Genomic DNA, 22,931 nt, shown 5'->3' with positions numbered 1-22,931 from the left:
GGAAATGCCGGTTCAACGTGTGGCGGGCGGCAGGAGCACGAGGCGGGGTGCGGTTCCGTCCGCGCACTCCAGCCGGGCCTGGCCACCGACCGGCAGCGTGGTCATAGGCTCGGAATGGCCAAGGTCGTAACCGGCAGCGACGGGAAGGTGATCGGGCACGATGGTGCGGACGACCTCGTCGTAGTCTGCGAAGCCGCTCAGGCAGGCCCGGGACCGGCCGATGCGGCTCACCACCAGGCCGGCCGCCCGGTCGAAGACGCCTGCCATGCGCAGCTGCCACAGCCGGGCCGCAAGCTCATCCGGGGCTACTGCCTCGACTTCCAGGAAGACCAGGCTGCCCTCGGGCTGCTCCAGGTACGCCGTGCCGGCCAGCAACGAGAGGACGGTCAGGTTGCCTCCCCAAAGAGGACCCTCGGCCGGTGCCTCGGCCGGGCGGAGGACCCTGATCTGCTCGCCGCCCGTACGCGGGGCCCTGCGCCTGGAGTCCTCCTTGTCCCACCAGAGCAGTTCGTCAGACCAATCGGCCGGCGCTTCGACCAGATGTTCCCTGCCGGATGCCGGCAGGCTCGTGACCGTACGGAACTGGTCGCGGGTGTAGCCCCAGGGACCTCCCGCCTCACCCCACTCCGAGACGACCATCGGACCGTGGAAGGAGACCAGGCCGGACCGGCATGCAACGGCGTTGAGGAGCGCGGTGATGTCGCTGTACCCGATCAGAGGTTTGGCCGATTGGGCGATCAGGTCCCAGTCCAGGTGGGGAAGTACACCGATGAGTGTCCATCCCCCCACCGCGGCGATCACTGCGTCACACTCCGGGTTCCGCAGTTCCCGGTGCAGTTCCGCTGCCAGCTCCGCAGGTGCCAGTGTCGACACTCCCTCGGCGGCCGCGCAGGAGGGGAGGGTGCGGACGGAGAACCCGTCTTCTCGCAGTGCCTGGACGCCTCGGGCGAACCGTCGGGGGAACGCGTGCGGAGCGGGGGAGCTGGGAGCCCAGACGGAGAGTCGGGCGCCTGGTTCCAGGGGGGACGGCCACTTTGCCATGACGACTCCTTACAGAACCGTGGCGGTGAACAGCTCGGGCTCCACGTCGTCCGACTCCTTGCGGAGCAGCAGGGTGGTGAATCCCATGTGGCTGAGGTTCACGCGGAACAGCTGCATGAACTCGCGGTAGCGCTTCGACAGCAGCTCACGGGCGTCGTCGGCGAACTCTTCGAGGTGCGGGCGGCGGAGGATCTCGTCCACGAACGTGTCGACGTCCGCGGGAGCGATGTCGTCGAAGCGGGAGTCCTGCAGCCAGTACTCGTGGCGGTTGCCCCCCACGAAGAACTCCATCCAGAAGTCCCGGTAGAGCGGCTGGATGTCCACCTGGATGGCTGCGGAGACATCCTTGATCAGCTGGTCGGACGGGACGTCGATGTAGTACATCGGGATGGCGCCGATGAAGCCGCCCGGCTTGAGGACGCGGGTGTACTCGGCGAGAGCACGGTCACGGTCGGGGATCAGGGACGTGACGTTGCCGCAGAACACCATGTCGAAGGAGTCCGACGGGTAGCCGGTGTCGGTCGCGTCCTTGCGCTCGAAGGTGATCAGATGGGAGACGCCGGCCTGTTCGGCGCGTCGGCGGGCCTCGACGAGGCTCTCCTCGTTGATGTCGATGGCAGTGATGCGGCAACCCACCAGCTTGGCCAGTTCGACGGCGGTGATCCCGGTGCTCGTGCCGATCTCGAGAACGTGCGAGTCCTTGGTGAGGAAGGCGTTCTGGGCAATCAGCGCGATGCTGCGGACACCACCCGGCGGGCGGTTGGTCTCCCGGACCACGCCGATGAGCTGGTTGTAGTCCATTGCGTCGATTTCACTGCGCGTGGGCATGTGGATTCCTCTGCTGTAAGAAACGGTTGTTTTTCAGGAAGAGAAGTGTCTTGGGGGCCGTTAGGCGGTCGGTTCGACCTCTACACGCAGGTCCCGGACGATGCGGTGGGCCCGTTCGACGTACTCGTCGGCGGAGTCCGCGCCGAGCACGATGAAGCCGCACCAGTTCGACGGGTGGGTCAAGTCGACGTCGTCGCCCACGCTGCGCAGCTTCTGGGCGCGCAAGACGCCGTCGAAGGCGCGCATGTCCTCTTCGCCGGGCATCTTGGTGATGCGGCCAGAGGTGGCCGGGCGCAGTTGAAGGGCGCCCAGGTAGCGCTTGCCGGACCGCGGCTGATCAATGGTTCCGCGCACGGTTCCGGAGGCGAGAGCGGTATGCACCTCGTAGCCGAGGTATTCGCTCAGGACCTGTCCGATCCATGCTCCGCCGAGCCGCGTGGCGATTTCCGAGAAGACCAGTTCGCCGTCGGCGCGCTCGAACATCTCGAGGTGTGTCGCACCGCTGGTGATGCCCATGGCCCGGTTGACGCCTCGGTGCAGCTCGAGCGCCCGCCGGTAGAGCTCAGGGGCGTCATCGGCGGGAAGGACGTAGCTCCCGTCGATGGGGGCGTCGGTCACCGGGATGTTCGCCGCGGAGTCCTCCACGAGCGCGAGCCTGGGCTTGTAGTAGGCACTGACGACGAAGTAGAGCGGTTCGTCACCGTTCCACAGGGCATCGACGTGCAGCTCCCGGCCCTCGATGCGCTCCTCGGCGATGAGCTGTACCGAGCGCAGTTCCGGGTCGGGGGCCAGAGCCTCCAGAACACCGGCGAGGTCTTCGGGCTGGCGCACGGTGACCGTACCGATCGTTCCGGATCCGGCGGCCGGCTTGATGACCAGGGGGAAACGGAGTCCGTCCCGTACTGCCTGCCGATCCCTCTCCGAGGCGCGATCGGGCAGCGTCATCCAGTCGGCCACGGCGACGTCCGTTCCCCGGAGCCGCTGCTTCATCATGCGCTTGTCCCGGAAGGACACGTGCTTCAGCGGGTCCGTGGTCAGTCCGAGCAGCACCTCGAGGTAACCCGCACCGAACTGGCTGAACTCGGTCCAGCTGATGACGTGATCGACCTTGATGTCGCGGAGCGCCAGATCGGCGGCGACCGCGGCCACTTCCTCGTTCGAATCGAAGTCACTGATCCGGTAGACGCGCGCCGACTCGGCGAGCAGGTCCCAGTCCGGGTCCATGAACTTCACGTCGAAGTCGTCCAGCACCACGTACACGTGCGGGGTGATGTCGAGCAGGGAGCGGGTGAGTGTCGGGCTCCACTTGCAGACCACGACGTTTGTGTCGGCCCGGACCTGCTGGACCCGCACGTGGAACGCCGCCCGCACGCGGTCGGCGATCTCCTGGAGGTGCTCCACGCTGTCGCCCGAGAGGAGGGCCTCCGTGTAGAAGTTCTCACTGTCCAGCGAGGTCACCTCGAACGAGTCGAACTGGTAGCCGTCGACCACGCCGGGTATCGCCTTGATCTCGGCAAGGGGGGTCGCCTCGATGACGGTGCCGAGCTGGTTCACCTCGAAGGGAAGGAGTCCGAGGAGTTCATCGCTGCGCGTACACGTCCGGAGGGCTTCGGTGTCCTCCTCGCCGAGAGCCATGCAGACCGTGACCTCGACCGGGTCGACGTTGCAGGTCCGCATGGTGGCCGACCGGTACAGACCGCCGCCGGACCGCGGATTGATCTCCACCAGCTCGGCAGTGCCGTCGGACAGCACCCTCCCCTCCACATGGAGCCAGCCCCGGCCCAGACCGAGTTCCGTGCACAACGCGCTGACCTTGGCGGTCAGCTGATCAACGGCGCTGCGGACATGGTCCGACTGCGGCGGGGACAGCCGAAGGCCCGCATCGTGGTGGCGCTCCTCGTCGTGTTCGGGCTTCTCGACGGAGAACAGCGCGTGGAAGACACCGTCGACGACAGGGCCGTCCACCGAGAACTCCGTACCGTCGAGATACTCTTCGACGATCACTTCCAGCTCCGGTCCGGCTGCCCGCATGATGTCCTGCAGACAGCCGCGCAGCTGCTCCACACTGTCCGCCCGGCGCACCAGGCGGGAGCCTCCCGAGTCACGGGCGGGCTTCACGATGACCGGGTACTTCGTCACCACCCCGGCGTCGATCGAGCCGGCAGGCCCGTTCTCGAACCGGAGCGAGGACTGCCCGATCCGTGTCATTTCGGAGCGCACCGCGGCCTTGCTCAGCAGGGTGTCGCGGGCCGGCTCCCCGCCCGGCAGACCATAGTGCCGGGCAACTTGGAGCTGCCACGGAAGGAGCGGCTCCACCAGGTTCACCACCGCAATCGGCACGACCCCTGCGCGGTCGATGGCCTCGATGAGCTGCGGGAAATCAGCGGTGTCCCAGTCCACGACCACATGAGCGTCGCATGAGTCACGGTTGATGTCGTCCGGCACGGCAGAAACCAGAATGGGACTCAACCCACGGTCGCGTATCATTCCGGCGACCATCCGGACGCCACCGGCAAATCGCTTCGAGAAGATCAATACATCCCGGGGATAATCCGGCATGAGAGGGTTCCCCATTTCTTTGCTATGACTGGCTGGAGTGAGCATCTGCGAGGCGAAGGGCCTCTTCATCCTCGGCAGCACCCGGAGCAGAGGACAGGAACAGCAGAGAACATCCCATCACCAGCAGTCCACCAATTATCATAATTGGACGCACGCCGACGAGGCCAGCTATGAAACCGCCGACAAGAGCGGCCAGCAGTGCCGCTCCGTAATTCATTGCCTGAGTCACCGAGTACACCCGCCCGAGCAATTCACTGGGCGTGACCCGTTGCTGATAGGCCGACACTGAAACGTTGTAGGCGAAAGCGGCGATCCCGATCGTAAAGAATGCCGCCAATGCACTCCAGAAACCTTGCGCGAGACCGAACGCGAGACGGGCTCCGCCCGTGACAGCCAACATGGATATCAATGTCGCCCGCGTTCCGACAAATGCCACCAGCCTGGGAGTGGCAAGTCCGCCCAGGACACTTCCGACAGCCGCCGCACTGAACAAAAAGCCATATTGCCCACTACTGAGGCCCAGATCCTTCTTCGCATACACAACGAGGAGCGAGGAGCCGGCGAGCAGACAAAAATTCACCACCGTCGACGCCACTGCCGCAGCCCGCAGCAGGGGGGTGGCGCGGATCACGCTCAACCCCTCGAGCAACTCCGATCTCACCGTCGAACTGGGATCACGACCCTGGCGCTGCGATCTGGCCGTCGGCTTCGAGGATCCCCAGTGCACCAGCAGAACGAGTACGGTCGCACAGACGAACGTGGCACCGTTGACAAAGAACGGGATACTCGCAGAAATCCCCAAGAGGAAAGCAGAGATCGGCGACCCCGCAATATCCTGCATGAAGATCCGTACCGCGTAGAGTCTGCCGTTCCCTTTTTCCAGCAGATTTTCAGGCAACACGTCCGCCAGCATCGGCTGCGAGGCCGTGTCCACGAATATCTCTGCCAGCGACAGCATCGCCGTCAGGATATAGACGTGCCAGAGTTCGACGCTCCCGGCCACGACGTGGTAACCGAACAACGCGAGGGGCCCGGCTCTTAGCGCATTGCCCCAAGCGATCGTCTGCCGCCTGTCGAACCGGTCCACCAGAACCCCGACCAGTGGCCCGAAGATCAGTCCGGGCACCGAAGACAGAGCCATGATCAGAGCGATATCGAGCGGATCGCTGCTGACCGAGTACGCGACCAGCGGCAAGGCCACCATGCGCATTCCGTCACCCAGGTTGGCAACGGCAGCCGAACCCCAGAGCAGCCAGTAATTTTTTCCCAGAGAAGACTTCATGGATCCCCGCGCCTTGACCGATCACCCCGTTCCACGAATTGCTCCTACCACCAGCCGTTGACGATCGACATCTTTTCTCCCCCGTTTTCCCCGCACGTTCCCCGATTGGTCTCCTCAATACTTGCCGCGACGGGTCACCCAGTCCATACATCGATGAGTTCATAAGGTCGCCGTGGCGACAGGACGACATGCACACCAGACGTCTCAGAATCTGAGACTCGGATCGGGTACGCACCGGCCGGTCGATGGGCAAAACCCATCAGCGGGCACGCATGACAAAGTGCGCTGCTGCAAGCGCGACGCGTGATCGTCCGCCCGAGCCGCAACCCGTCTCAACTTCCGTCTCATCCAGTTACGTTCACGGTCCCGACCGTCGGTTAGGTCCCTGAAGTGGTTCGGGCCGCCCCAAGACAGGCCGGGGACAGCCGAAGTCACGCGCGCCACAACCATTACGCAGCGGCAGTGGTCAACATGAACGACCGATGTACCAGGGACCGATACCGGGAGTCTCCGTGCCCAACCGCAATCGCCGTCGTTCCGCCGTGGGTTGTGCCGCGCTCGCCGCGCTGCTGACCGCCCCCGTGCTCCTGGCCGCACCGGCCTCCGCCGCGACGACGACGCCGGTGATCGACTTCAACGGCGACGGGTTCGCCGACCTGGCGATCAGCGCGCCCAACGCCACGGTGTCGGGCGTCGGCGACGCGGGCTACTTGTCGGTCGTGTACGGCTCCTCCGCCGGGGCCGACACCGCGCACTCCGAGCTGATCACGCGCGCCACCGAGGGCGTGCCCGGGGACGTCACGGAGTACGACGCCTTCGGCAGCTGGACAGCGGCCGGCGACCTCGACGAGGACGGCTACACCGACCTCGTGGTCGGCGGTTACTACACGCCTGTGGTGTTGTGGGGCTCCGCACAGGGACTCCGCGGCGGCGCCGCACTCGCCGGTAGGGCGTACCAGGTGGGTGCCGGTGACATCAACGGCGACGGTCACGCCGACCTCGTCGCCAACGTCGGTGGCTCGCTGGAGGTGCGCTTCGGTCCCTTCACCCGCGCCGGAGTGCCCGCGTCGACCGACACGCTCGCCTTCGACGACGAGGACGGCCCGCAGGACTTCACCGTCGGCGACGTCACCGGGGACGGCAAGGACGACGTCGTCACCCAGCACGGCTTCGACGAGATGCAATACAAGTCCCGCCTGTGGAAGGGCACGTCCACAGGACTGAGCAAGAGCTTCCAGTCCTCCGGCTATTACACGGTCGGCGGGCTCATCGCCGACGTGAACAAGGACGGCTACGGCGACTTCATCGCCCGTCAGGTCGACCACGTCTCCGAGACGAGGGAGTACCAGGCCGGCGACATCCGCGTCGTCTACGGCTCGGCGTCCGGCTTCTCCAGCCGTACCAGCAAGATCAACCAGGACACGGCGGGCGTCCCGGGCGTCGGCGAGGAGGGCAACGGCGACACCGACTACGGCGACCAGTTCGGCTACTCGCTCGCCGCCGGCGACGTGACCGGCGACGGCTACCCGGACATAGCGGTGGGCGTACCCGGCGAGGACATCGGCTCGATCCGTGAGGCAGGTGCGGTGGTCCTGCTCAAGGGCGGCGCGTCCGGCCTCACCGGTACCGGGGCACAGGCCTTCAACCAGTCCACGTCCGGCGTGCCGGGCGTTTCGGAGAAGGGCGACAACTTCGGCGCCTCCGTCCTGCTCACGGACGTCAACGCCAACCATCGCGCGGACCTCGCCGTGGGCACGCCCCAGGAGGACGGCACCTACCAGGACTCGGGCGCGGCCTGGCTCCTCCGCGGCTCGAAGAACGGCCTGACGACCACCAACATCGCCTCCTTCAGCCCCGGCACACTGAACGCGCCGGAAAAGGGTTCCCGATTCGGAGCCACCTTCCCGCGCTGAGCCCGTCCGGCCGGCGGGGCATGCGCGGACGAGTCCGGACGGCCCGAAGGTCCAAGGCCCCAAAGAGTGAGTGCATGCGCCGACTGTCAACCGCCCTCAGCGGACGGATGACCAGCCCACCGGCTCCCGAGAGCAACAAGCTCGCTCCAAGCCCGGACCTGGCCCCTTTCCAGGTGACGGTCAAGAGGTGACGCCCGTGTCCGGTCCGCGGGTAACTGCGGACCAGACACGGCAGTTGAGGAGCAGCGCCGGGTGAGTGTCCAACCGCTCCGCTTCGTCCCGGGGCGGGAGGGGCCTCCCGGATGCGCCGGGCTTCCCCACTGGAACCACCCGCACCCGTGCGGCAGTCTTCTTCCTCGTGGGGAATCTTCCGTCTCAGAGTGCGTCGAGTGACGCCGGTGCGCACATGGTGGTGGCCGGGGACGACGCCCTGGCGCACCGGCTGGCCGCCGAGTTGCGTGGGGTGTACGGCGAGCGGGTGACCCTCGTGGTGCCGCCCGCGCAGCACGGTGTGCGGCCGCCGGTCGTCGGGCGGACACGGGCCACCGCCCTGTTCGACCGTGTGTCCGCCGCGGTGAACCGCGCCTCCGGGAACGGAAACGGGAACGCAGGTGGGGCCGGGGCCGGGAATGGTGAAGCCGGGGGTGTCCGGACAGGTGAGGCTCCCGGTTCCGAGCGGGTGCTGGAGGCCGCCGAACTCACCGAGAGCGTGCTCGCCTACGCGGGCGTCGAGCGGGCCGCCGCACTCGCGCTCGTCTATGACGACGACGAGACCAACATCCGCGCCGCACTCACCGCCCGGCGGCTCAACCCGCGGATCCGGCTGGTCCTGCGGCTCTACAACCGGCGCCTCGGGCAGCACATCGAGGCCCTCCTGGACCAGGCCTCGGCCCTGGCCAACGCCGCGGCCGCGGCCGACAGCGCGCTCGCTGCCGGCGCCGATGCCGGGGCCGCTTCAGGGCCCGATGCCGCGCGGGCGGACGGAGGCGTCGAGGCCTTCGACGCGTCGACCACCGTGCTGTCCGACGCCGACACGGCCGCGCCCGCGCTGGCCGCGACCGCCGTTGCCGGTACCAGCAAGGTCGTCCAGACCGACGGGCTGATGCTGCGCGCGGTGGAGCGACCGCCGCCCGGTCCTGGTGAAGTCGCCGATCCCGGGCTGTGCACGCTGGCACTGCTGTCCGCCACGACCAACGACCCCGCCGGCGCCGACGGTTCGGAGAGCAGCGGAGCACAGGGTCCCCAACTCCTGCCCGACGAAAGGGCAGTGGCCGCCGCGACGGGGCGCGGCACCGTCGTTCTGGAGAACGTGGCGTACTCCGGTCCCGAACTGAACGCCGGGCGGGGCGTCGTCCCCTGGTTCGGTTCCCTGCTGTCGCGGCGGCTGCGCTGGTCGTTCGTGGGACTCGTCGCGTGTGTGATCGGGCTCGCGGTCGCGTCGATGCTGGTCACCCGAGAGCCTCCGCTCCAGGCGACGTATCTGACACTGCTCGACCTCTTCGCCATCAACGATCCGGCGATCGGGCAGCCGCTCGGGCGGCAGGTCCTCCAACTCTGCTCCGGGGTCGTCGGGTTGCTGCTGCTGCCGGTGCTGCTCGCCGCCGTGCTGGAGGCGCTCGGGACCTTCCGCAGCGGGTCCGCCCTGCGGAAGCCGCCGCGTGGACTGTCCGGGCACGTGGTGCTGCTCGGGGTCGGCAAGATCGGTACGCGGGTGCTGGCCCGGCTGCGGGAGCTGCGCATTCCCGTCGTGTGCGTCGAGGCCGATCCCGAGGCGCGGGGACTGGCGCTGGCCCGCCGGCTGCGGGTGCCCGTGGTGCTGGGGGACGTGACGCAGGAAGGCGTGCTGGAGGCCGCCAAGATTCATCGGGCGCACGCCCTGCTGGCGTTGACGAGCGCGGACACCACGAACCTGGAGGCCGTGCTGTACGCACGGACCGTACAGCCCGATCTGCGGGTCGTACTGCGGCTGTACGACGACGACTTCGCGACCGCCGTGTACCGCACCCTGCGAGCCGCGCATCCCGACGCGCTCACCCGGAGCCGCAGCGTGTCCCATCTGGCCGCGCCCGCGTTCGCGGGGGCGATGATGGGGCGCCAGATCCTCGGGGCGATTCCCGTCGAGCGGCGGGTGCTGCTGTTCGCCGCGGTGGATGTGGGCGGGCATCCGCAGTTGGAGGGACGCACGGTCGGGGAGGCGTTTCGGGCGGGGGCGTGGCGGGTGCTCGCGCTGGACACGGCGGCGCCCGGAGAGCGCCGGGCGGCACCGGCGTCCGCCTCGCACGGTCCCGGACTGGTGTGGGACCTGCCCTCCACGTACGTCCTGCGGGCCGAGGACCGCGTGGTGCTCGCCGCGACGCGGCGAGGGCTCGCGGAGCTGCTCGGCCGACGGCCTCGGCAGCGGGCCGGGGAGTGACGCCCGGCCCGCGTCGTCATTCGGCCCGCGTCGGGCCCCGGCTTCCGTCGGGCGCAGGCACTGAACAGGCACTGCCCAGACCAGCGCAGGCCCCCGGGAGGGGTCTGGGACCTCCCGGAGGAACGCGGCACACGGCGGGTCCCGGATCGGCCCGAGTGGAGGGGCTGGGGCTACTTCCCCAAGTGGCGCTCCGCGAAGTCCAGTTCCAGGCGGACCTGCTTGATGCGTTCGTCGACCACCAGGGAGCCGTGGCCCGCGTCGTAGCGGTACACCTCGTGGACGGCTTCGCGGGCGGCGAGACGGTGGACGTAGTTGTCGATCTGGCGGATGGGACAGCGGGGGTCGTTGACACCGGCCGAGATGTACACGGGAGCCTTGACCGCGTCGACGTAGGTCAGCGGAGAGGACGCCTCGAAGCGTTCGGGGACCTCTTCCGGAGTGCCGCCCAGCAGCGTGCGGTCCATGGCCTTCAGCGCCTCCATCTCGTCGTGGTACGCCGTGACGTAGTCGGCGACCGGGACGGCGGCGATGCCGAGGGCCCATGCGTCGGGCTGGACGCCGAGGCCGAGGAGGGTGAGATAGCCGCCCCAGGAACCGCCGGTGAGGATCAGGCGGTCGGGGTCGGCCAGGCCGGACGTCACCGCCCACTCGCGGACCGCCGCGATGTCCTCCAGCTCGATGAGCCCGACGCGGTGCTTGAGGGCATCGGTCCACTCGCGGCCGTAGCCCGTGGAGCCTCGGTAGTTGACCCGGACCACCGCGTAGCCGTGGTCGATCCAGGCCGCCGGGCCCGCCGCGAACGAGTCGCTGTCGTGCCAGGTCGGGCCGCCGTGGATCTCGAAGACGGTGGGCAGCGGGCCGGTGGTGCCCACCGGCTTCTGGATCAGGGCGTGGACGCGGCCGCCGGGTCCCTCGACCCAGACGTCCTCCACGGGGACCGATCCCGGGGACTTCAGGCCGGGCGGGTCCAGGACGATCTCGCCGGTCGTCGAACGGACGGCCGACGGTTCGGCCGCGGAGGACCACAGGTATTCCACGGTCCCGTCCGGGCGGGCCGTCGCCCCGGAGACCGTGCCGGGCGGGGTCGCGACCTCGGTCAGCTCGCCGGAGGCGAGGTCGTAGCGCCACAGGTCGCTGCGCGCCTCGAAGCTGTGGGCGATGAGGAGGGCCGAGCCGTCCGGATACCACTCGGCGGCCACGTCACCGGGGAGGTCGATGCGCAGGTCCGTCTGTTCGCCGGTCGTCACCTCCCACACCAGGGGCTCCCAGCGGCCGCGCCGCTGGTGCCCGATGAGCAGCCGGCTGTCCCCGTCGACGGGGGCGAAGCCCAGCACCTCGAGGCCCAGCTCGACCGTGCCGCCCTCGGTGTCGTCGAGCTCGGCGACCGCCGAACCGTCCGGGCGCAGCACCCGCAACGCCGAGTGCATCGCGTCGCCGTGCTCGGTGTGCTCGACGGCGATCAGCGAGCCGTCGTGCGAGAGGTCGCCGACCCCGGCCGACTCACGGTGCCGGTAGAGCTCCACCGGGGCCTCGCCGGTGCGGGCCAGATGGATCGTCGAGCCGTCGTCGTCCGTCGAGCGGCCCACGACGGACGTACGCCCGTCCCGGCAGATGGCCAGGCCCGCCGGGTAGGAGGGGTCGAGACCGGGGACCGCCGGCTCGTCGGTCTCTCCGTCGACCAGGGCGGCCCCGAAGGGGCGGCGGCGCCAGATGCCGAACTCGTCGCCGTCCTTGTCGTCGAACCACCAGATCCACTCGCCGTCGGGCGAGAGCACCCCGTCCGTCGTGCCGTTCGCCCGGTGCGTGACCTGGCGCTGCTCCCCCGTCGCGCGGTCCCACGCGTACAGCTCGTACGTCCCAGTCGCGTTCGAGACGAACAGGGAGCGGTGCGGGGCGTCCTCCGCCCAGTCCGGCAGGGACACCCGCGGCGCCCGGAAGCGCTTCTCCCAGTCGGGCATGTCTGCCTGGTGCTGCTCGGTGGACCTGGTGCTCTCAGTCATGGCCCCATAGTGCCTGGCCCGCCCGGCCCGTGCCGACGAGGTCTCCGGCCTGTGGACAACTTCGCGGACCCCGGGCAATTCGCCGCCCTCCGGCCGGCGCGCGGAGCCGAGCCCGCGGCCGGGAAAGGCGGGCCGGGGCCGGCCTCGTAGTGAGGGCAGATGTGCAGGTCAGGGGCGATGTCAGTGCCGGGGTGCAGACTTTTTCGCATGACCGATCTGCGCAAGACCGTCGAGAGTTACTGGGCCGCCGCCAACGCCCGGGAGTGGGTCGCTTTCGCGGACCTGCTGGCCGAGGACGTCGTCTACACCCTGCCGCAGACACGGGAGCGCATCAGCGGCAGGGCGCGGTACGTCGAGTTCAACCGCGAGTATCCGGGGGACTGGCAGGTCCGGATGGAGCGGGTCATGACCGAGCCCGGTCAGGCCGTCACCTGGACCCTCGTCACCGTGGGTCTGGAGAAGATGCACGCGATCACGTTCTTCACGGCGGACGAGGAGGGCCGTATCGCCACGGTGACCGACTTCTGGCCCGAGCCGTACGAGCCGCCGGCGGGCCGGGAGCATCTGGCCGAGCGCTACTGAGCGGGACCCACGGCCGAGTCCCGCACGGCGGCCCCGTACCGTGGAAGGCGTGTACCGGTTCCTGCTGACGCCCCGATGGTGGGGGATCAACGTCTTCGTGCTGTTGGCCATCCCCTTCTGCGTGTTCATGGGGTCGTGGCAGCTGGGGCGCTTCGAGGACCGCGTACAGGACCACCGGACGGCGGACAGGGCGGCTTCGGCGGCCAAGACGGACCCGGCCCGGCCGCTGGCCGAGATGCTGCCCGTGACCACGGAGACGTCCGGCAAGCAGACCACCGCGAAGGGGCGGTACGGCAAGCAGCTCCTCGTGCCCGGCCGCGAACTGGACGGCAGGCGCGGGTACTACGTGCTGACGCTCCTGCGGGTCGACGGCGGCAAGGCGCTGCCCGTCGTCCGGGGCTGGCTGCCCGGTGACGCCGACCCGGCGAAGGCCCCGGCCGCGCCCGGCGGCGAGGTCACCGTCACGGGTGCCCTCCAGGCGTCCGAGAGTCCGGGGTCGAACGGTGTCAGCACGGCCGGGGGACTTCCCCCGGGGCAGACCGCCGCGATCAGCTCCTCGTCGCTGGTGAACCTCGTGCCGTACGCCCCGTACGACGCGTGGATCACGCTGGCCGAGGCGGATGCCGGGATGAAGGCGGTGCCTCCGACCGCGCCGCAGAACACGGGCCTGGACCTCAAGGCGTTCCAGAACCTCGGCTACACCGGCGAGTGGTTCGTCTTCGCGGGCTTCGTCGTCTTCATGTGGTTCCGGCTGCTGCGCCGCGAGGTGGAGTTCGCCCGCGACGCCGAACTGGGGCTGCTCCCGGACCCGCCCGAGAGGCAGCCGGGGGACGACGACGCCACCACCGCGGTGACGCCGTCCGCCACGGCCTGACACCACCGCCACCGCCCGGCACCGCCACCCGCCGGCACCGCCGCCTGCCGGCGCGGCCGCCTGCCGGCGCGGCCGGGGCGAGCCCGACCTCCAGGCACCGCCCCTCGGCCACGCGCCGCTCATCGGTCGGCCGGCGCGCCGCGCACGGGTCAGGACGCCAGGATTCCCGTGTGGTAGACCGTGCCCGCGCAGGCGTTGGGGACGTTCACCGACGCCGCCGCGCCGCCCGTCGCGGCCGTGCTGGAGACGATGACGCTGCCGTCCTGCACGCCGTCCTCGACGAGGAGCTGGGCCGCGGTGCCGCCGCCCGTCTCGGTCGAGGTGCCGCCGGTGTCGGTGGCGCCTTCCGTGGGCGTCGGATCGGGTGAGGGCTCCACGGTCGGGCACGTCTCCGAGGGCACCCAGGCGAACTTCACCAGATACGAGGCGCCCGGCTGGAGCACCAGGGAGGCGACCTCCGTGGAGGGGTCGGGCAGCCCGGCGGCCGCGTCGCCCGCCACATGCGTCGCCACACCGACCTTGCCCCTGTCCGCCGCGCCCTGGACGTCCGCGTTGACGGTGCCGGCGCCGGTGACCGTGCAGGCGGTCGTGGAGATGTTCGAGACGGTGAAGGAGCCGTAGACCGCGCCGGTGGAGTCCGGGCCGGCGGCGACGCCGGAGGCTCCGCCGAGCTGGTTGATCGTGCAGGCCGTGGAGGCCGCGGCCGACGCCGAAGGGTCGGCACCGCCCGTGGCGGCCCCGCCCGGGCCCGTGCCCTTGCCGTCCGGCTTCTTCGTCCTGTCGTCCGTGCCCTGGCCCTTGGACGTGCCGGCGGAGCCGCCCGCGTCCTTGCCGCCGTCCGCGCCCTTGCCCTGGCTCGCTCCGCCCTGGGCCTCCGCGGTGTTGCCCACCATGGACGGGTCGGCTTTCGACCCGGAGGAGTTGGAGACGTGGACGAACGCCGGGATCGCCGTGCCGATGAAGAGCGCCGCCGCGGCCATGCCGACCACGGCCTGGCGCTTGCGGGCCCGTCGTGCCGGTACCGCGCGGCGCAGATGGTCCAGCGTGCCGTCGGAGGGTTCGATCTCCTCGACGGCCTGGTGCAGCAGCCGGCGCAGTGCCAGCTCGTCGGAGCCGAGGCCTTCGGATCCCAGTCCGTCCGTGCCCTGTGTGTCGGGCTGTTCGTCGGGGCCGTGGTTCACAGTTCCGTTCCCAGCGTGCGATTGCTTGTGCTCGTGTTCCGGGCGCCCCTGTTCCTCGGGGCGCCGCCCTTCGTCGTACCCGCTCATGCCGAGGCCCCCATGGCGACGCGGAGCGCGGCGATACCGCGCGAGCCGTACGCCTTCACCGAACCCAGCGAGATGCCGAGCGTCTCGGCGACCTGGGCCTCGGTCATGTCCGCGAAGTAGCGCAGGACCAGGACCTCGCGCTGGCGGCGCTGGAGCCCCTTCATCGCCTTGATCAGGGCGTCGCGCTCCAACTGGTCGTACGCGCCTTCCTCGGCGCTCGCCATGTCGGGCATCGGCTTCGAGAGGAGCTTGAGGCCGAGGATGCGCCGGCGCAGGGCCGAACGCGAGAGGTTGACGACGGTCTGACGCAGATAGGCGAGCGTCTTCTCCGGGTCCCGCACGCGCTTGCGCGCCGAGTGCACCCGGATGAAGGCCTCCTGGACGACGTCCTCGCAGGAGGCGGTGTCGTCGAGCAGGAGCGCCGCGAGGCCGAGAAGCGAGCGGTAGTGCGCCCGGTAGGTCTCGGTGAGATGGTCGACGGTGGTTCCCGCCGCCAGGGTGTCCTCGGCGCCGTCGCGCTGGTTCGGGATGCGGGCCGGCCGCGCTGCGGGCATGGGCGCGATCACCGGCATGCCGCCGGGCACGCCGGGGCTGCGGAGTCGGCGGGGTGGACGCAGGGCCGTGCCCCTTGTCTGTACCGCGGTGAATTCGAGTACCTCTGCCACGCCTGTTGGACACACGTCCCCCCGGCAGGGTTGTACGCGACAGGCATCACATTCGCGTCGGGTGTCACATTGGCCGGAATCCCGTCCCCGGGAACGACGCGCGGACGGCCCGTCGGTACGCCGTCCAGCGAGCGCGACAGTGCACTAAATGCCCTCATGCGTAACAGCTCTTCCCCTATGCCCAATGCCCTGTCGCCCCCCGGAGCCGCTGAATGGCGACCGCAAAGACGCTCCCCGCCCTCCGCGCGGTTGCGGAGAACGGGGAGCAAAATCTTCGAACGCCCACAGGGGTCGATTCAAGTGGTCCGGACCATTAAATTGATCACTGGACCAACACAGATCCTACAAACCGATCAGCCGAAGAGCACCGAGATTACGGCCGGCGTGCGCCGGGAGCGCAGAACCTGTGGATCAGGCGCATGTTCTGCGGACCGGTCCTAGGGGGTCCCGACGATCTCCGCCGCCACCAACTCCGCGATCTGGGCGGTGTTCAGGGCAGCACCCTTGCGCAGGTTGTCCCCGCACACGAACAGTTCGAGAGCCGTCGAATCGTCCAGGGCCCGGCGGACCCGGCCCACCCAGGTCGGATCGGTGCCCACCACGTCCGCGGGCGTGGGGAACTCACCGGCGGCCGGGTTGTCGAAGAGCACGACGCCCGGCGCGGTGGCCAGAATCTCCCGGGCCTTGTCGACCGTCACCTCGTCCTGGAAGCGGGCGTGCACGGTCAGGGAGTGCGTGGTGACCACGGGGACGCGGACGCAGGTCACCGCGACCTTCAGATGGGGCAGCCCGAGGATCTTGCGGGTCTCGTTGCGTACCTTCATCTCCTCCGAGGACCAGCCGTCCTCGGCGAGCGACCCGGCCCACGGCACCACGTTCAGGGCGACCGGCTCCGGGAACGGGCCCGTGTCGTCGCCCACCGCCCGGCGTACGTCACCGGGGCTGGTCCCCAGTTCCGTACCGGCGACGAGAGACATCTGCCGGCGCAGGGTGTCGACGCCGGCTCGGCCCGCGCCGCTGACCGCCTGGTACGAGGAGACGACGAGTTCGCGCAGCCCGAACTCGGCGTGCAGGGCGCCGAGAGCCACGATCATGGACAGGGTCGTGCAGTTCGGGTTGGAGACGATCCCGCGCGGACGCACGCGCGCGGCGTGCGGATTGACCTCGGGGACGACGAGCGGCACTTCCGGGTCCATCCGGAAGGCACCGGAGTTGTCGACGACGACCGCTCCCTTGGCGGCGGCGATCGGCGCCCACTGGGCGGCCACCTCGTCCGGTACGTCGAACATGGCGACGTCGACCCCGTCGAAGGCCTCCTCCGACAGGGCCACCACCTCGACCTCGACGCCGCGCAGGGCCAGCTTGCGGCCGGCCGAGCGCGGCGAGGCGATCAGACGGATCTCGCCCCAGATGTCCGCGTGCTGGGACAGGATCTGGAGCATGACCGTGCCGACGGCCCCGGTCGCTCCCACGACCGCGAGCGTCGGTCGTCCGGTCATCGCCCGGTGCCTCCGTAGACGACGGCCTCGTCGCTGTCGGAGTCGAGTCCGAAGGCGCTGTGCACGGCGCGTACGGCCTCGTTGACGTCGTCGGCGCGGGTGACGACGGAGATACGGATCTCGGAGGTGGAGATCAGCTCGATGTTGACCCCGGCGTCGGTGAGCGCCTCGAAGAAGCCGGCCGTCACACCCGGGTTCGTCTTCATGCCGGCGCCGACGAGCGAGATCTTGCCGATCTGGTCGTCGTAGCGCAGCGACTCGAAGCCGATCACGCCCTTCGCCTTCTCCAGGGCGTCGATGGCCTTGCGGCCCTCGGTCTTCGGGAGGGTGAAGGAGATGTCCGTCAGGCCCGTGGTGGCCGCCGACACGTTCTGCACGATCATGTCGATGTTGATCTCGGCGTTGGCGATGGCGCGGAAGATCGCGGCGGCCTCACCCGGCTTGTCCGGGACACCGACGACCGTGACCTTGGCCTCGGAGGTGTCGTGAGCGACACCGGAAATGATGGCCTGCTCCACCTTCTGGTCCCCTTGCTGCTGTGTCTTTCGAACGGGTGGTGCGCTGCTGACCCAGGTGCCCTGAAGCCCGCTGAAGGACGAACGCACATGGATCGGGATGTTGTAGCGGCGGGCGTATTCCACACAGCGGTGGAGCAGCACCTTGGAGCCGGAGGCGGCGAGCTCCAGCATGTCCTCGAAGGCGATCCAGTCGATCTTCTTCGCCTTCTTCACCACGCGCGGGTCGGCGGTGAACACGCCGTCCACGTCGGTGTAGATCTCGCACACCTCGGCTTCGAGCGCCGCGGCGAGCGCGACGGCCGTGGTGTCGGACCCGCCGCGCCCCAGCGTGGTGATGTCCTTCTTGTCCTGCGAGACACCCTGGAAACCGGCGACGATGGCGATGTTGCCCTCGTCCAGCGCCGTACGGATACGGCCCGGGGTGACGTCGATGATCCGCGCTTTGTTGTGGACCGAGTCGGTGATGACACCTGCCTGACTGCCCGTGAAGCTCTGGGCGCTGTGGCCCAGGTTCTTGATCGCCATCGCCAGCAGGGCCATGGAGATCCGCTCTCCGGCGGTCAGCAGCATGTCGAACTCTCGCCCGCTGGGCATCGGAGATACCTGCTCGGCGAGATCGATCAGCTCGTCCGTCGTGTCGCCCATCGCGGAAACGACCACGACCACCTGGTGGCCGTTCTTCTTCGCTTCCACGATTCGCTTGGCGACGCGCTTGATGCCCTCGGCATCGGCTACGGAGGAACCTCCGTACTTCTGCACGACAAGGCCCACGTGCGCTCCTCGCTCAATCCGTCTCTGCACCGCACTACTGCGGTCGGCTCAGTCTAACGAGCGGCCGGATTTCCCTTCCGAGGTATCGCATCGTGAGATGTCCCGCTCACGACGTGATCTCTCGGGATGTCAGGTCAGTAGGGACATCCGGCCGCTCCGAGACGGCACCTGCCCGTGCTGGGCCCCCGGCACTCCGAAAGTGCCCCGAGTCACACCGCGAACCGCTGCCGGAGCGCGGCCGACCGCCCCGGGAACCCCCGCCGGAGCGCGGTCGGCTACTTGACCGTGCGCAGGCCGAGCGGCCCGGCGATCTCCTCCGCCATCACCTTGCCGGCCTCCTCCGCGAGGGCCTCCTCGCCGAGGTCCTGGTCGGTGTCGAGGCCGTCGAGCTCCTCCAGGGGCTGGTTCAGGCGCACGTGCGCCACCACGGACTGCAGGGCGCGCAGCGTCGCGGAGGCGGTGGAGCCCCAGTTGGAGAAGTAGGAGAACTGCCACCACCAGAGGGCTTCCGTGGTGCGGCCCGCCCGGTAGTGGGCCATGCCGTGGCGGAGGTCGGCCATGACGTCGGCGAGGTCGTCGGAGATTCGGGCCGGGACCGGGGCCTTGCGGGGCTCGTAGGGGTCGAAGACCTCGGAGTAGACGTCGATCGGCTCGAGCATCACCGCGAGACGCTCGCGGAGTTCGTCCACATCCGCCTCCGGGCCGAGGTCCGGCTCGTAACGCTCGTCGGGGACGATGTCCTCGTGCGCGCCGAGACGGCCGCCGGCCAGGAGGAGTTGGGAGACCTCCAGGAGGAGGAAGGGCACGGCCGAGTCCGGCTCGTCGCCCTTGGCCACCTCGGTGACGGCGACCAGGAAGCTCTCTACCTGGTCCGCGATCTGGACCACGAAGTCGTCGGGGTCCGGGCTGGTCGCGTGCAGCGTGGCGTCAGACATCTAGAAGTCGTCTCCCCTCGAAGGCGCGGCCGAGCGTGACCTCGTCCGCGTATTCCAGGTCGCCACCCACCGGGAGGCCGCTGGCCAGGCGGGTGACCTTGAGGCCCATGGGCTTGATCATGCGGGCGAGATACGTGGCCGTGGCCTCGCCCTCCAGGTTCGGGTCCGTGGCCAGGATGAGCTCGGTGACCGCGCCGTCGGCGAGACGGGCCAGGAGTTCCCTTATCCGCAGGTCGTCCGGGCCGACGCCCTCGATCGGGCTGATCGCGCCGCCGAGCACGTGGTACTTGCCCCGGAACTCACGCGTCCGCTCGACCGCGACGACGTCCTTCGGCTCCTCCACCACACAGATCACCGAGAGGTCGCGGCGCGGGTCGCGGCAGATGTTGCACAGCTCCTCCTGCGCGACGTTGCCGCAGGTCGCGCAGAAGCGGACCTTCGCCTTCACTTCCATGAGGGTCTGCGCGAGCCGGCGGACGTCCGTCGGGTCCGCCTGCAGGATGTGGAAGGCGATCCGCTGCGCGCTCTTGGGACCGACGCCGGGGAGCCGCCCCAGTTCGTCGATGAGGTCCTGAACAACGCCTTCGTACAACGGATCGCCTTTCCGAGTGCCCTGGTACCGCCGGGTTCCGTCTTACGTTTCTTCCTGGTGCGTACGGTAGTTGGCCGCCACCGGTCTTAGAAGGGCAGACCGGGGATGCCGCTGCCGCCGCCGAGCCCCTGGGTGAGCGGGCCGAGCGTCTGCTGCTGGAGCGCCTGCGCGTTCGCGTTCGCCGCCTGGACGGCCGCGACGATCAGGTCGGCGAGCGTCTCGGTGTCCTCGGGGTCGACCGCCTTCGGGTCGATCACCAGGCCGCGAAGCTCTCCGGAGCCTGTCACGGTCGCCTTCACCAGGCCGCCGCCCGACTGGCCCCCGACCTCCGTCCGCGCCAGCTCCTCCTGCGCGTTCGCCAGGTCCTGCTGCATCTTCTGGGCCTGCTGCAACAACTGCTGCATATTGGGCTGGCCACCACCGGGAATCACGATCAGCTCCTGGTTTCGAGTACGGCTGTCCGGACCGTTTTTCCTGTCCAGCATGAGCCTACGTGGTCGACGGGCCCGTCGCCCAAGCACTCTTTCGAGTGACACCGTCGCGTCGCCTATACCTGATCAAGACCCTCTTCCGGGCGGAAAGCCGTTGAAACCAGGTCCATCGCCACCCATTGGGCGGTAGGAAGGGGGCGGCGCATTTGCACCACGCGTCACAGGACGTCACACAACGTCAGCTTCATGACCATCGTCCGTCATCACCGTCGTCAACTAGGGAGTGCCGGGTGAGTCAGCCGGAGATGCAGCCCGAGGGGCCGCCCCAGGACGGGCGGAGCGAGGGGGCGGCGGGGCTGCGGCCGGGTGACCTGACCGGTCGGCCGTTCCCGCTCGGCGACTGGGGGGAGCCGGCCGAGCGGCTCCATGAGCTCTACCGGTGGGTGGAACAGGGGGCGCTCGACACGGCGGCCTGGTACCTGTCCGACCGCATGTGGAAGCGGTGGGGCGCGCGTCTGCTGCGGTGCGGGGCCGCGCTGGGAGCCGTGGCCGGGGCCGCGCTGCCGTTGCTCGATCTCACCGGGTCCGTGAGCGGTGCCGCTCCGTGGGGGTATCTGGCGCTGCTGTCCGCGGTCGCCTGTGTCGCCGTCGACCGCTTCTTCGGAGTGACCTCCGGATGGATAAGGGACGTGGCCACCGCGCAGGCCGTCCAGCGGCGGCTTCAGGTACTTCAGTTCGACTGGGCGTCCGAGAGCGTCCGGGAGGTCCTCGGGCCCACGGACGGGACGGCCAGCGAGGCGGCCGACCGGTGCCTCGGGGTGCTGCGGAGGTTCTCGGAGGACATCACAGAGCTGGTGCGCACCGAGACGGCGGACTGGATGGTGGAGTTCCGCACGGGACCGACGCCGCTCGGGATCCAGTCGTCGTCGGCGGGAGCCCCCCGGGTCGACGGGCCGCCCCTGAACGGACGTGTGCCGCTGCCCCCGGGAACCCGCCCGAACATGCCCCGCCAGCGCCCCCCGGAGCCCCGGTAGCGGTCCCGGGCGGTGCCGCGGCGCTGACACCTGACAGCGCCGTGTGTGCGGTCACCGACACGGCGTCACCCGGCGCCGCAGATCTTCAGCCCGACCGGCGTCCCGCACGGCAGATGACCGTGGGTGCGGACGACGTCCTGGCCGCTGCCCCGGCTGATGTAGGAGAGGAAGCCGGAGGCGAGGGAGTCGGCGGGCGGCTGTCCGTAGGTGTAGGCGTACTCGATCTCGCGGTACGGGTAGTCCGAGGTGCCGCGCTCCAGGTCCTCGACGGAGGCGGTGTGACCGTCGAGGCCGATCCTGTGCAGCCCCTTGTGGCCGCCCGCGCTGTTGAGTTCGCTGTAGCCGATCGCGCCGGGCAGCTGGGCGACGGTGTTCAGCACCTGCTCGGTGGAGTCGAGTTCGCAGCGCACGAGCGGTGCCGTCGCGTCGTCCTTGTGGACGCAGTCCAGCGAGGAGTTGGCGATCTCGCCGCGCCCGAGCACCCGGCGCTGGAACACCTGCCGCGTACCGGAGTTGGCGTCCCGGCTGACCAGCAGGACGGGCCGGTCGGGTCCGCCCAGCTGCTTCCAGTTCCTGATCTCGCCGCGGTAGAGACGTCGTACGTCGGTCAGCGACAGGTTCTTGACCGGGATCCCGTCGTTGACGACCAGCGCGAAGACCGACACCGCGATCCGGTTCTCCCTCAGCCGCGGGAAGTCGCCCGGCTTGGGACCGTCGGAGAGAGCGACGACGGCCGGGGACCCGTTCTTCGACTCCCGCCCGGCCGCGTCGAGTTCGCGCACGCCGGCCGTGCTGCCGTGGGCGTCCACCGTGATGGCGGAGCCTTCGCAGTCCTGCTCGTACTTCTCGGCCAGTTCACGCATGACGGGCTCGAAGGCGGTCGAGCCCGTCACGGTCAGCGTGCCCTGCGCGCAGCCGACCGGCGGCGGGGAGTCGTCGCGCAGGACGACGAGCAGGGCGAGCGCGACGACGCACACCGTCAGCAGCACGGTGATCAGCCGGGCCGCGCGGCTGAACAGCGGCGGCTGGTCGTCCGGTGTCGTACTGCGGTTGGGCCGGACCTCGCCGTCCCGGATGCCGCCGACGATCCGTATCGGGCATCCCACGTCGCCGCCCGACAGCAGGACGAGCAGTTTGAAGTGCTCGCCCCGGTTGAGCGGGACCCTCGGGATGCGCAGCGTGCCGTCCGCGTAACTGAGACCGGCGGCCGGGGTGAAGTGGTCCATCAGGTGGTCGGTGCCGGGCGGCTGGGTCACGGACACACCGCGGATCGTGCGGTCGGTGAACACCGCGGTCAGACCGTGCCGTTCACGACTCGTGTAGTCGTCCCCGGCGATGCTCTGCGAACCGTCGTTCTCGATCCGCAGCAGCACGAGGGTGGCGTCGGACATGCCGGGCGCCTCCTCGAACAGCCCGAGCCGCACGTTCGCGCGTCCCGAACGGACGTCGTCCCCTATGGGGTTGTCCATCTGGACGCGGTAGCCGACACGTTTGCGGCGCGGCACCCTGCGTTCGTACCGGACCATCACGGCGGAGGCGCCGACACCGATGACGGCGGTCCCGACGGCCACGACGTTCTCTGCGCTCAGCCACTCCACGTGACCCACTCCCCCGAGCCTGCGGTGCGGTCACCGTACGACTCCGGACGGAAACAGCCCACCTACGGGAAGTGAACTTCAACCGCCTTGGTAGGCACGGAATTCGGCGTGCCGACCAGGGACCTCAC

18 protein-coding genes are annotated in these 22,931 nt (G+C 69.4%); 5 read left to right on the top strand and 13 right to left on the bottom strand.

All coding sequences use genetic code 11. The features are described 5' to 3' along the window. Positions 1-12 precede the first annotated feature (12 nt). From OG788_RS24745 to OG788_RS24730, 4 genes are all read right to left on the bottom strand, one after another. Positions 13-1,041, bottom strand: a complete 1,029-nt coding sequence (locus OG788_RS24745) for an LD-carboxypeptidase (protein WP_406373493.1) — start codon at positions 1,039-1,041, stop codon at positions 13-15. 9 nt (positions 1,042-1,050) lie between these two features. Continuing rightward, the gene (locus OG788_RS24740) at positions 1,051-1,869 is read right to left on the bottom strand and encodes a class I SAM-dependent methyltransferase (protein WP_406373491.1); all 819 of its coding nucleotides are present in this window, start codon (positions 1,867-1,869) and stop codon (positions 1,051-1,053) included. A gap of 60 nt (positions 1,870-1,929) precedes the next feature. Further along, complete coding sequence (locus OG788_RS24735) at positions 1,930-4,314, bottom strand: ATP-grasp domain-containing protein (protein WP_406373489.1); 2,385 nt, start codon at positions 4,312-4,314, stop codon at positions 1,930-1,932. Between the two features lie 136 nt (positions 4,315-4,450). Further along, on the bottom strand, positions 4,451-5,710 hold the full coding sequence (locus OG788_RS24730) for an MFS transporter (RefSeq protein WP_406373488.1): 1,260 nt from the start codon (positions 5,708-5,710) through the stop codon (positions 4,451-4,453). A gap of 512 nt (positions 5,711-6,222) precedes the next feature. Between OG788_RS24730 and OG788_RS24725 the strand changes: the two genes are divergently transcribed. Further along, positions 6,223-7,623: an FG-GAP-like repeat-containing protein gene (locus OG788_RS24725; protein ID WP_406373487.1), complete on the top strand. Its 1,401-nt coding sequence runs from the start codon at positions 6,223-6,225 to the stop codon at positions 7,621-7,623. A 406-nt stretch (positions 7,624-8,029) separates the two neighbouring features. Further along, a complete protein-coding gene (locus OG788_RS24720) occupies positions 8,030-10,036 on the top strand; it encodes an NAD-binding protein (protein ID WP_406373484.1) in 2,007 nt (668 codons plus the stop codon). Between the two features lie 170 nt (positions 10,037-10,206). On the opposite strand, the gene OG788_RS24715 is transcribed toward OG788_RS24720, so the two are convergent. Beyond that, complete coding sequence (locus OG788_RS24715; RefSeq protein WP_406373482.1) at positions 10,207-12,036, bottom strand: prolyl oligopeptidase family serine peptidase; 1,830 nt, start codon at positions 12,034-12,036, stop codon at positions 10,207-10,209. A 207-nt stretch (positions 12,037-12,243) separates the two neighbouring features. On the opposite strand from OG788_RS24715, the gene OG788_RS24710 reads away from it, so the two are divergent. Further along, entirely contained in the window at positions 12,244-12,618 is a 375-nt protein-coding gene (locus OG788_RS24710) for a nuclear transport factor 2 family protein (protein ID WP_406373480.1), read from the top strand. A gap of 49 nt (positions 12,619-12,667) precedes the next feature. Then, positions 12,668-13,492 carry an SURF1 family protein gene (locus OG788_RS24705; protein ID WP_406373478.1) on the top strand — a complete coding sequence of 275 codons (825 nt, stop codon included), beginning with the start codon at positions 12,668-12,670 and terminating at the stop codon, positions 13,490-13,492. 149 nt (positions 13,493-13,641) lie between these two features. Here OG788_RS24705 and OG788_RS24700 read toward each other — a convergent pair whose 3' ends face one another. The 7 genes from OG788_RS24700 to OG788_RS24670 all read right to left on the bottom strand — a co-directional run bounded on the left by OG788_RS24700 (position 13,642) and on the right by OG788_RS24670 (position 20,171). Continuing rightward, positions 13,642-14,760: a hypothetical protein gene (locus tag OG788_RS24700; protein WP_351542967.1), complete on the bottom strand. Its 1,119-nt coding sequence runs from the start codon at positions 14,758-14,760 to the stop codon at positions 13,642-13,644. Continuing rightward, positions 14,757-15,332 (bottom strand): SigE family RNA polymerase sigma factor, encoded by a 576-nt coding sequence (locus OG788_RS24695; protein ID WP_323178842.1) that lies wholly within the window; start codon positions 15,330-15,332, stop codon positions 14,757-14,759. The genes OG788_RS24700 and OG788_RS24695 overlap by 4 nt, the downstream gene beginning before the upstream one ends. A 530-nt stretch (positions 15,333-15,862) precedes the next feature. Next, on the bottom strand, positions 15,863-16,924 hold the full coding sequence (locus OG788_RS24690) for an aspartate-semialdehyde dehydrogenase (RefSeq protein ID WP_406373476.1): 1,062 nt from the start codon (positions 16,922-16,924) through the stop codon (positions 15,863-15,865). Beyond that, complete coding sequence (locus OG788_RS24685; RefSeq protein WP_351542961.1) at positions 16,921-18,213, bottom strand: aspartate kinase; 1,293 nt, start codon at positions 18,211-18,213, stop codon at positions 16,921-16,923. Before OG788_RS24685 ends, OG788_RS24690 begins: the two co-directional genes overlap by 4 nt. A gap of 275 nt (positions 18,214-18,488) precedes the next feature. Then, on the bottom strand, positions 18,489-19,148 hold the full coding sequence (locus tag OG788_RS24680) for a DUF5063 domain-containing protein (protein WP_266760961.1): 660 nt from the start codon (positions 19,146-19,148) through the stop codon (positions 18,489-18,491). Further along, positions 19,141-19,740, bottom strand: a complete 600-nt coding sequence (recR, locus tag OG788_RS24675; protein ID WP_356747394.1) for a recombination mediator RecR — start codon at positions 19,738-19,740, stop codon at positions 19,141-19,143. The genes OG788_RS24680 and recR overlap by 8 nt, the downstream gene beginning before the upstream one ends. Before the next feature lie 86 nt (positions 19,741-19,826). Continuing rightward, the gene (locus OG788_RS24670; protein WP_351543150.1) at positions 19,827-20,171 is read right to left on the bottom strand and encodes a YbaB/EbfC family nucleoid-associated protein; all 345 of its coding nucleotides are present in this window, start codon (positions 20,169-20,171) and stop codon (positions 19,827-19,829) included. A gap of 290 nt (positions 20,172-20,461) precedes the next feature. On the opposite strand from OG788_RS24670, the gene OG788_RS24665 reads away from it, so the two are divergent. Beyond that, a complete protein-coding gene (locus OG788_RS24665) occupies positions 20,462-21,205 on the top strand; it encodes an SLATT domain-containing protein (RefSeq protein ID WP_406373473.1) in 744 nt (247 codons plus the stop codon). 65 nt (positions 21,206-21,270) lie between these two features. On the opposite strand, the gene OG788_RS24660 is transcribed toward OG788_RS24665, so the two are convergent. Continuing rightward, positions 21,271-22,803, bottom strand: a complete 1,533-nt coding sequence (locus OG788_RS24660; protein ID WP_406373471.1) for a substrate-binding domain-containing protein — start codon at positions 22,801-22,803, stop codon at positions 21,271-21,273. Positions 22,804-22,931 lie beyond the last annotated feature (128 nt).

Origin of the sequence: Streptomyces sp. NBC_00647, from assembly GCF_045207245.1 — a bacterium.
In the GTDB taxonomy this organism is placed as follows: Bacteria; Actinomycetota; Actinomycetes; order Streptomycetales; family Streptomycetaceae; genus Streptomyces.
Note: the sequence above shows the minus strand (reverse complement) of the source record. Positions and strands in the feature narration are given on the sequence as shown.

Excerpts from the sequence above, each read along its gene's own strand:
- OG788_RS24730 (WP_406373488.1), bottom strand. The coding sequence starts at position 5,710 with ATGAAGTCTTCTCTGGGAAAAAATTACTGGCTGCTCTGGGGTTCGGCT.
- OG788_RS24700 (WP_351542967.1), bottom strand. The coding sequence starts at position 14,760 with ATGAGCGGGTACGACGAAGGGCGGCGCCCCGAGGAACAGGGGCGCCCG.
- OG788_RS24680 (WP_266760961.1), bottom strand. The coding sequence starts at position 19,148 with ATGTCTGACGCCACGCTGCACGCGACCAGCCCGGACCCCGACGACTTC.
- OG788_RS24695 (WP_323178842.1), bottom strand. The coding sequence starts at position 15,332 with ATGCCGGTGATCGCGCCCATGCCCGCAGCGCGGCCGGCCCGCATCCCG.
- OG788_RS24740 (WP_406373491.1), bottom strand. The coding sequence starts at position 1,869 with ATGCCCACGCGCAGTGAAATCGACGCAATGGACTACAACCAGCTCATC.
- OG788_RS24745 (WP_406373493.1), bottom strand. The coding sequence starts at position 1,041 with ATGGCAAAGTGGCCGTCCCCCCTGGAACCAGGCGCCCGACTCTCCGTC.
- OG788_RS24720 (WP_406373484.1), top strand. The coding sequence starts at position 8,030 with ATGGTGGTGGCCGGGGACGACGCCCTGGCGCACCGGCTGGCCGCCGAG.
- OG788_RS24690 (WP_406373476.1), bottom strand. The coding sequence starts at position 16,924 with ATGACCGGACGACCGACGCTCGCGGTCGTGGGAGCGACCGGGGCCGTC.
- OG788_RS24710 (WP_406373480.1), top strand. The coding sequence starts at position 12,244 with ATGACCGATCTGCGCAAGACCGTCGAGAGTTACTGGGCCGCCGCCAAC.
- OG788_RS24715 (WP_406373482.1), bottom strand. The coding sequence starts at position 12,036 with ATGACTGAGAGCACCAGGTCCACCGAGCAGCACCAGGCAGACATGCCC.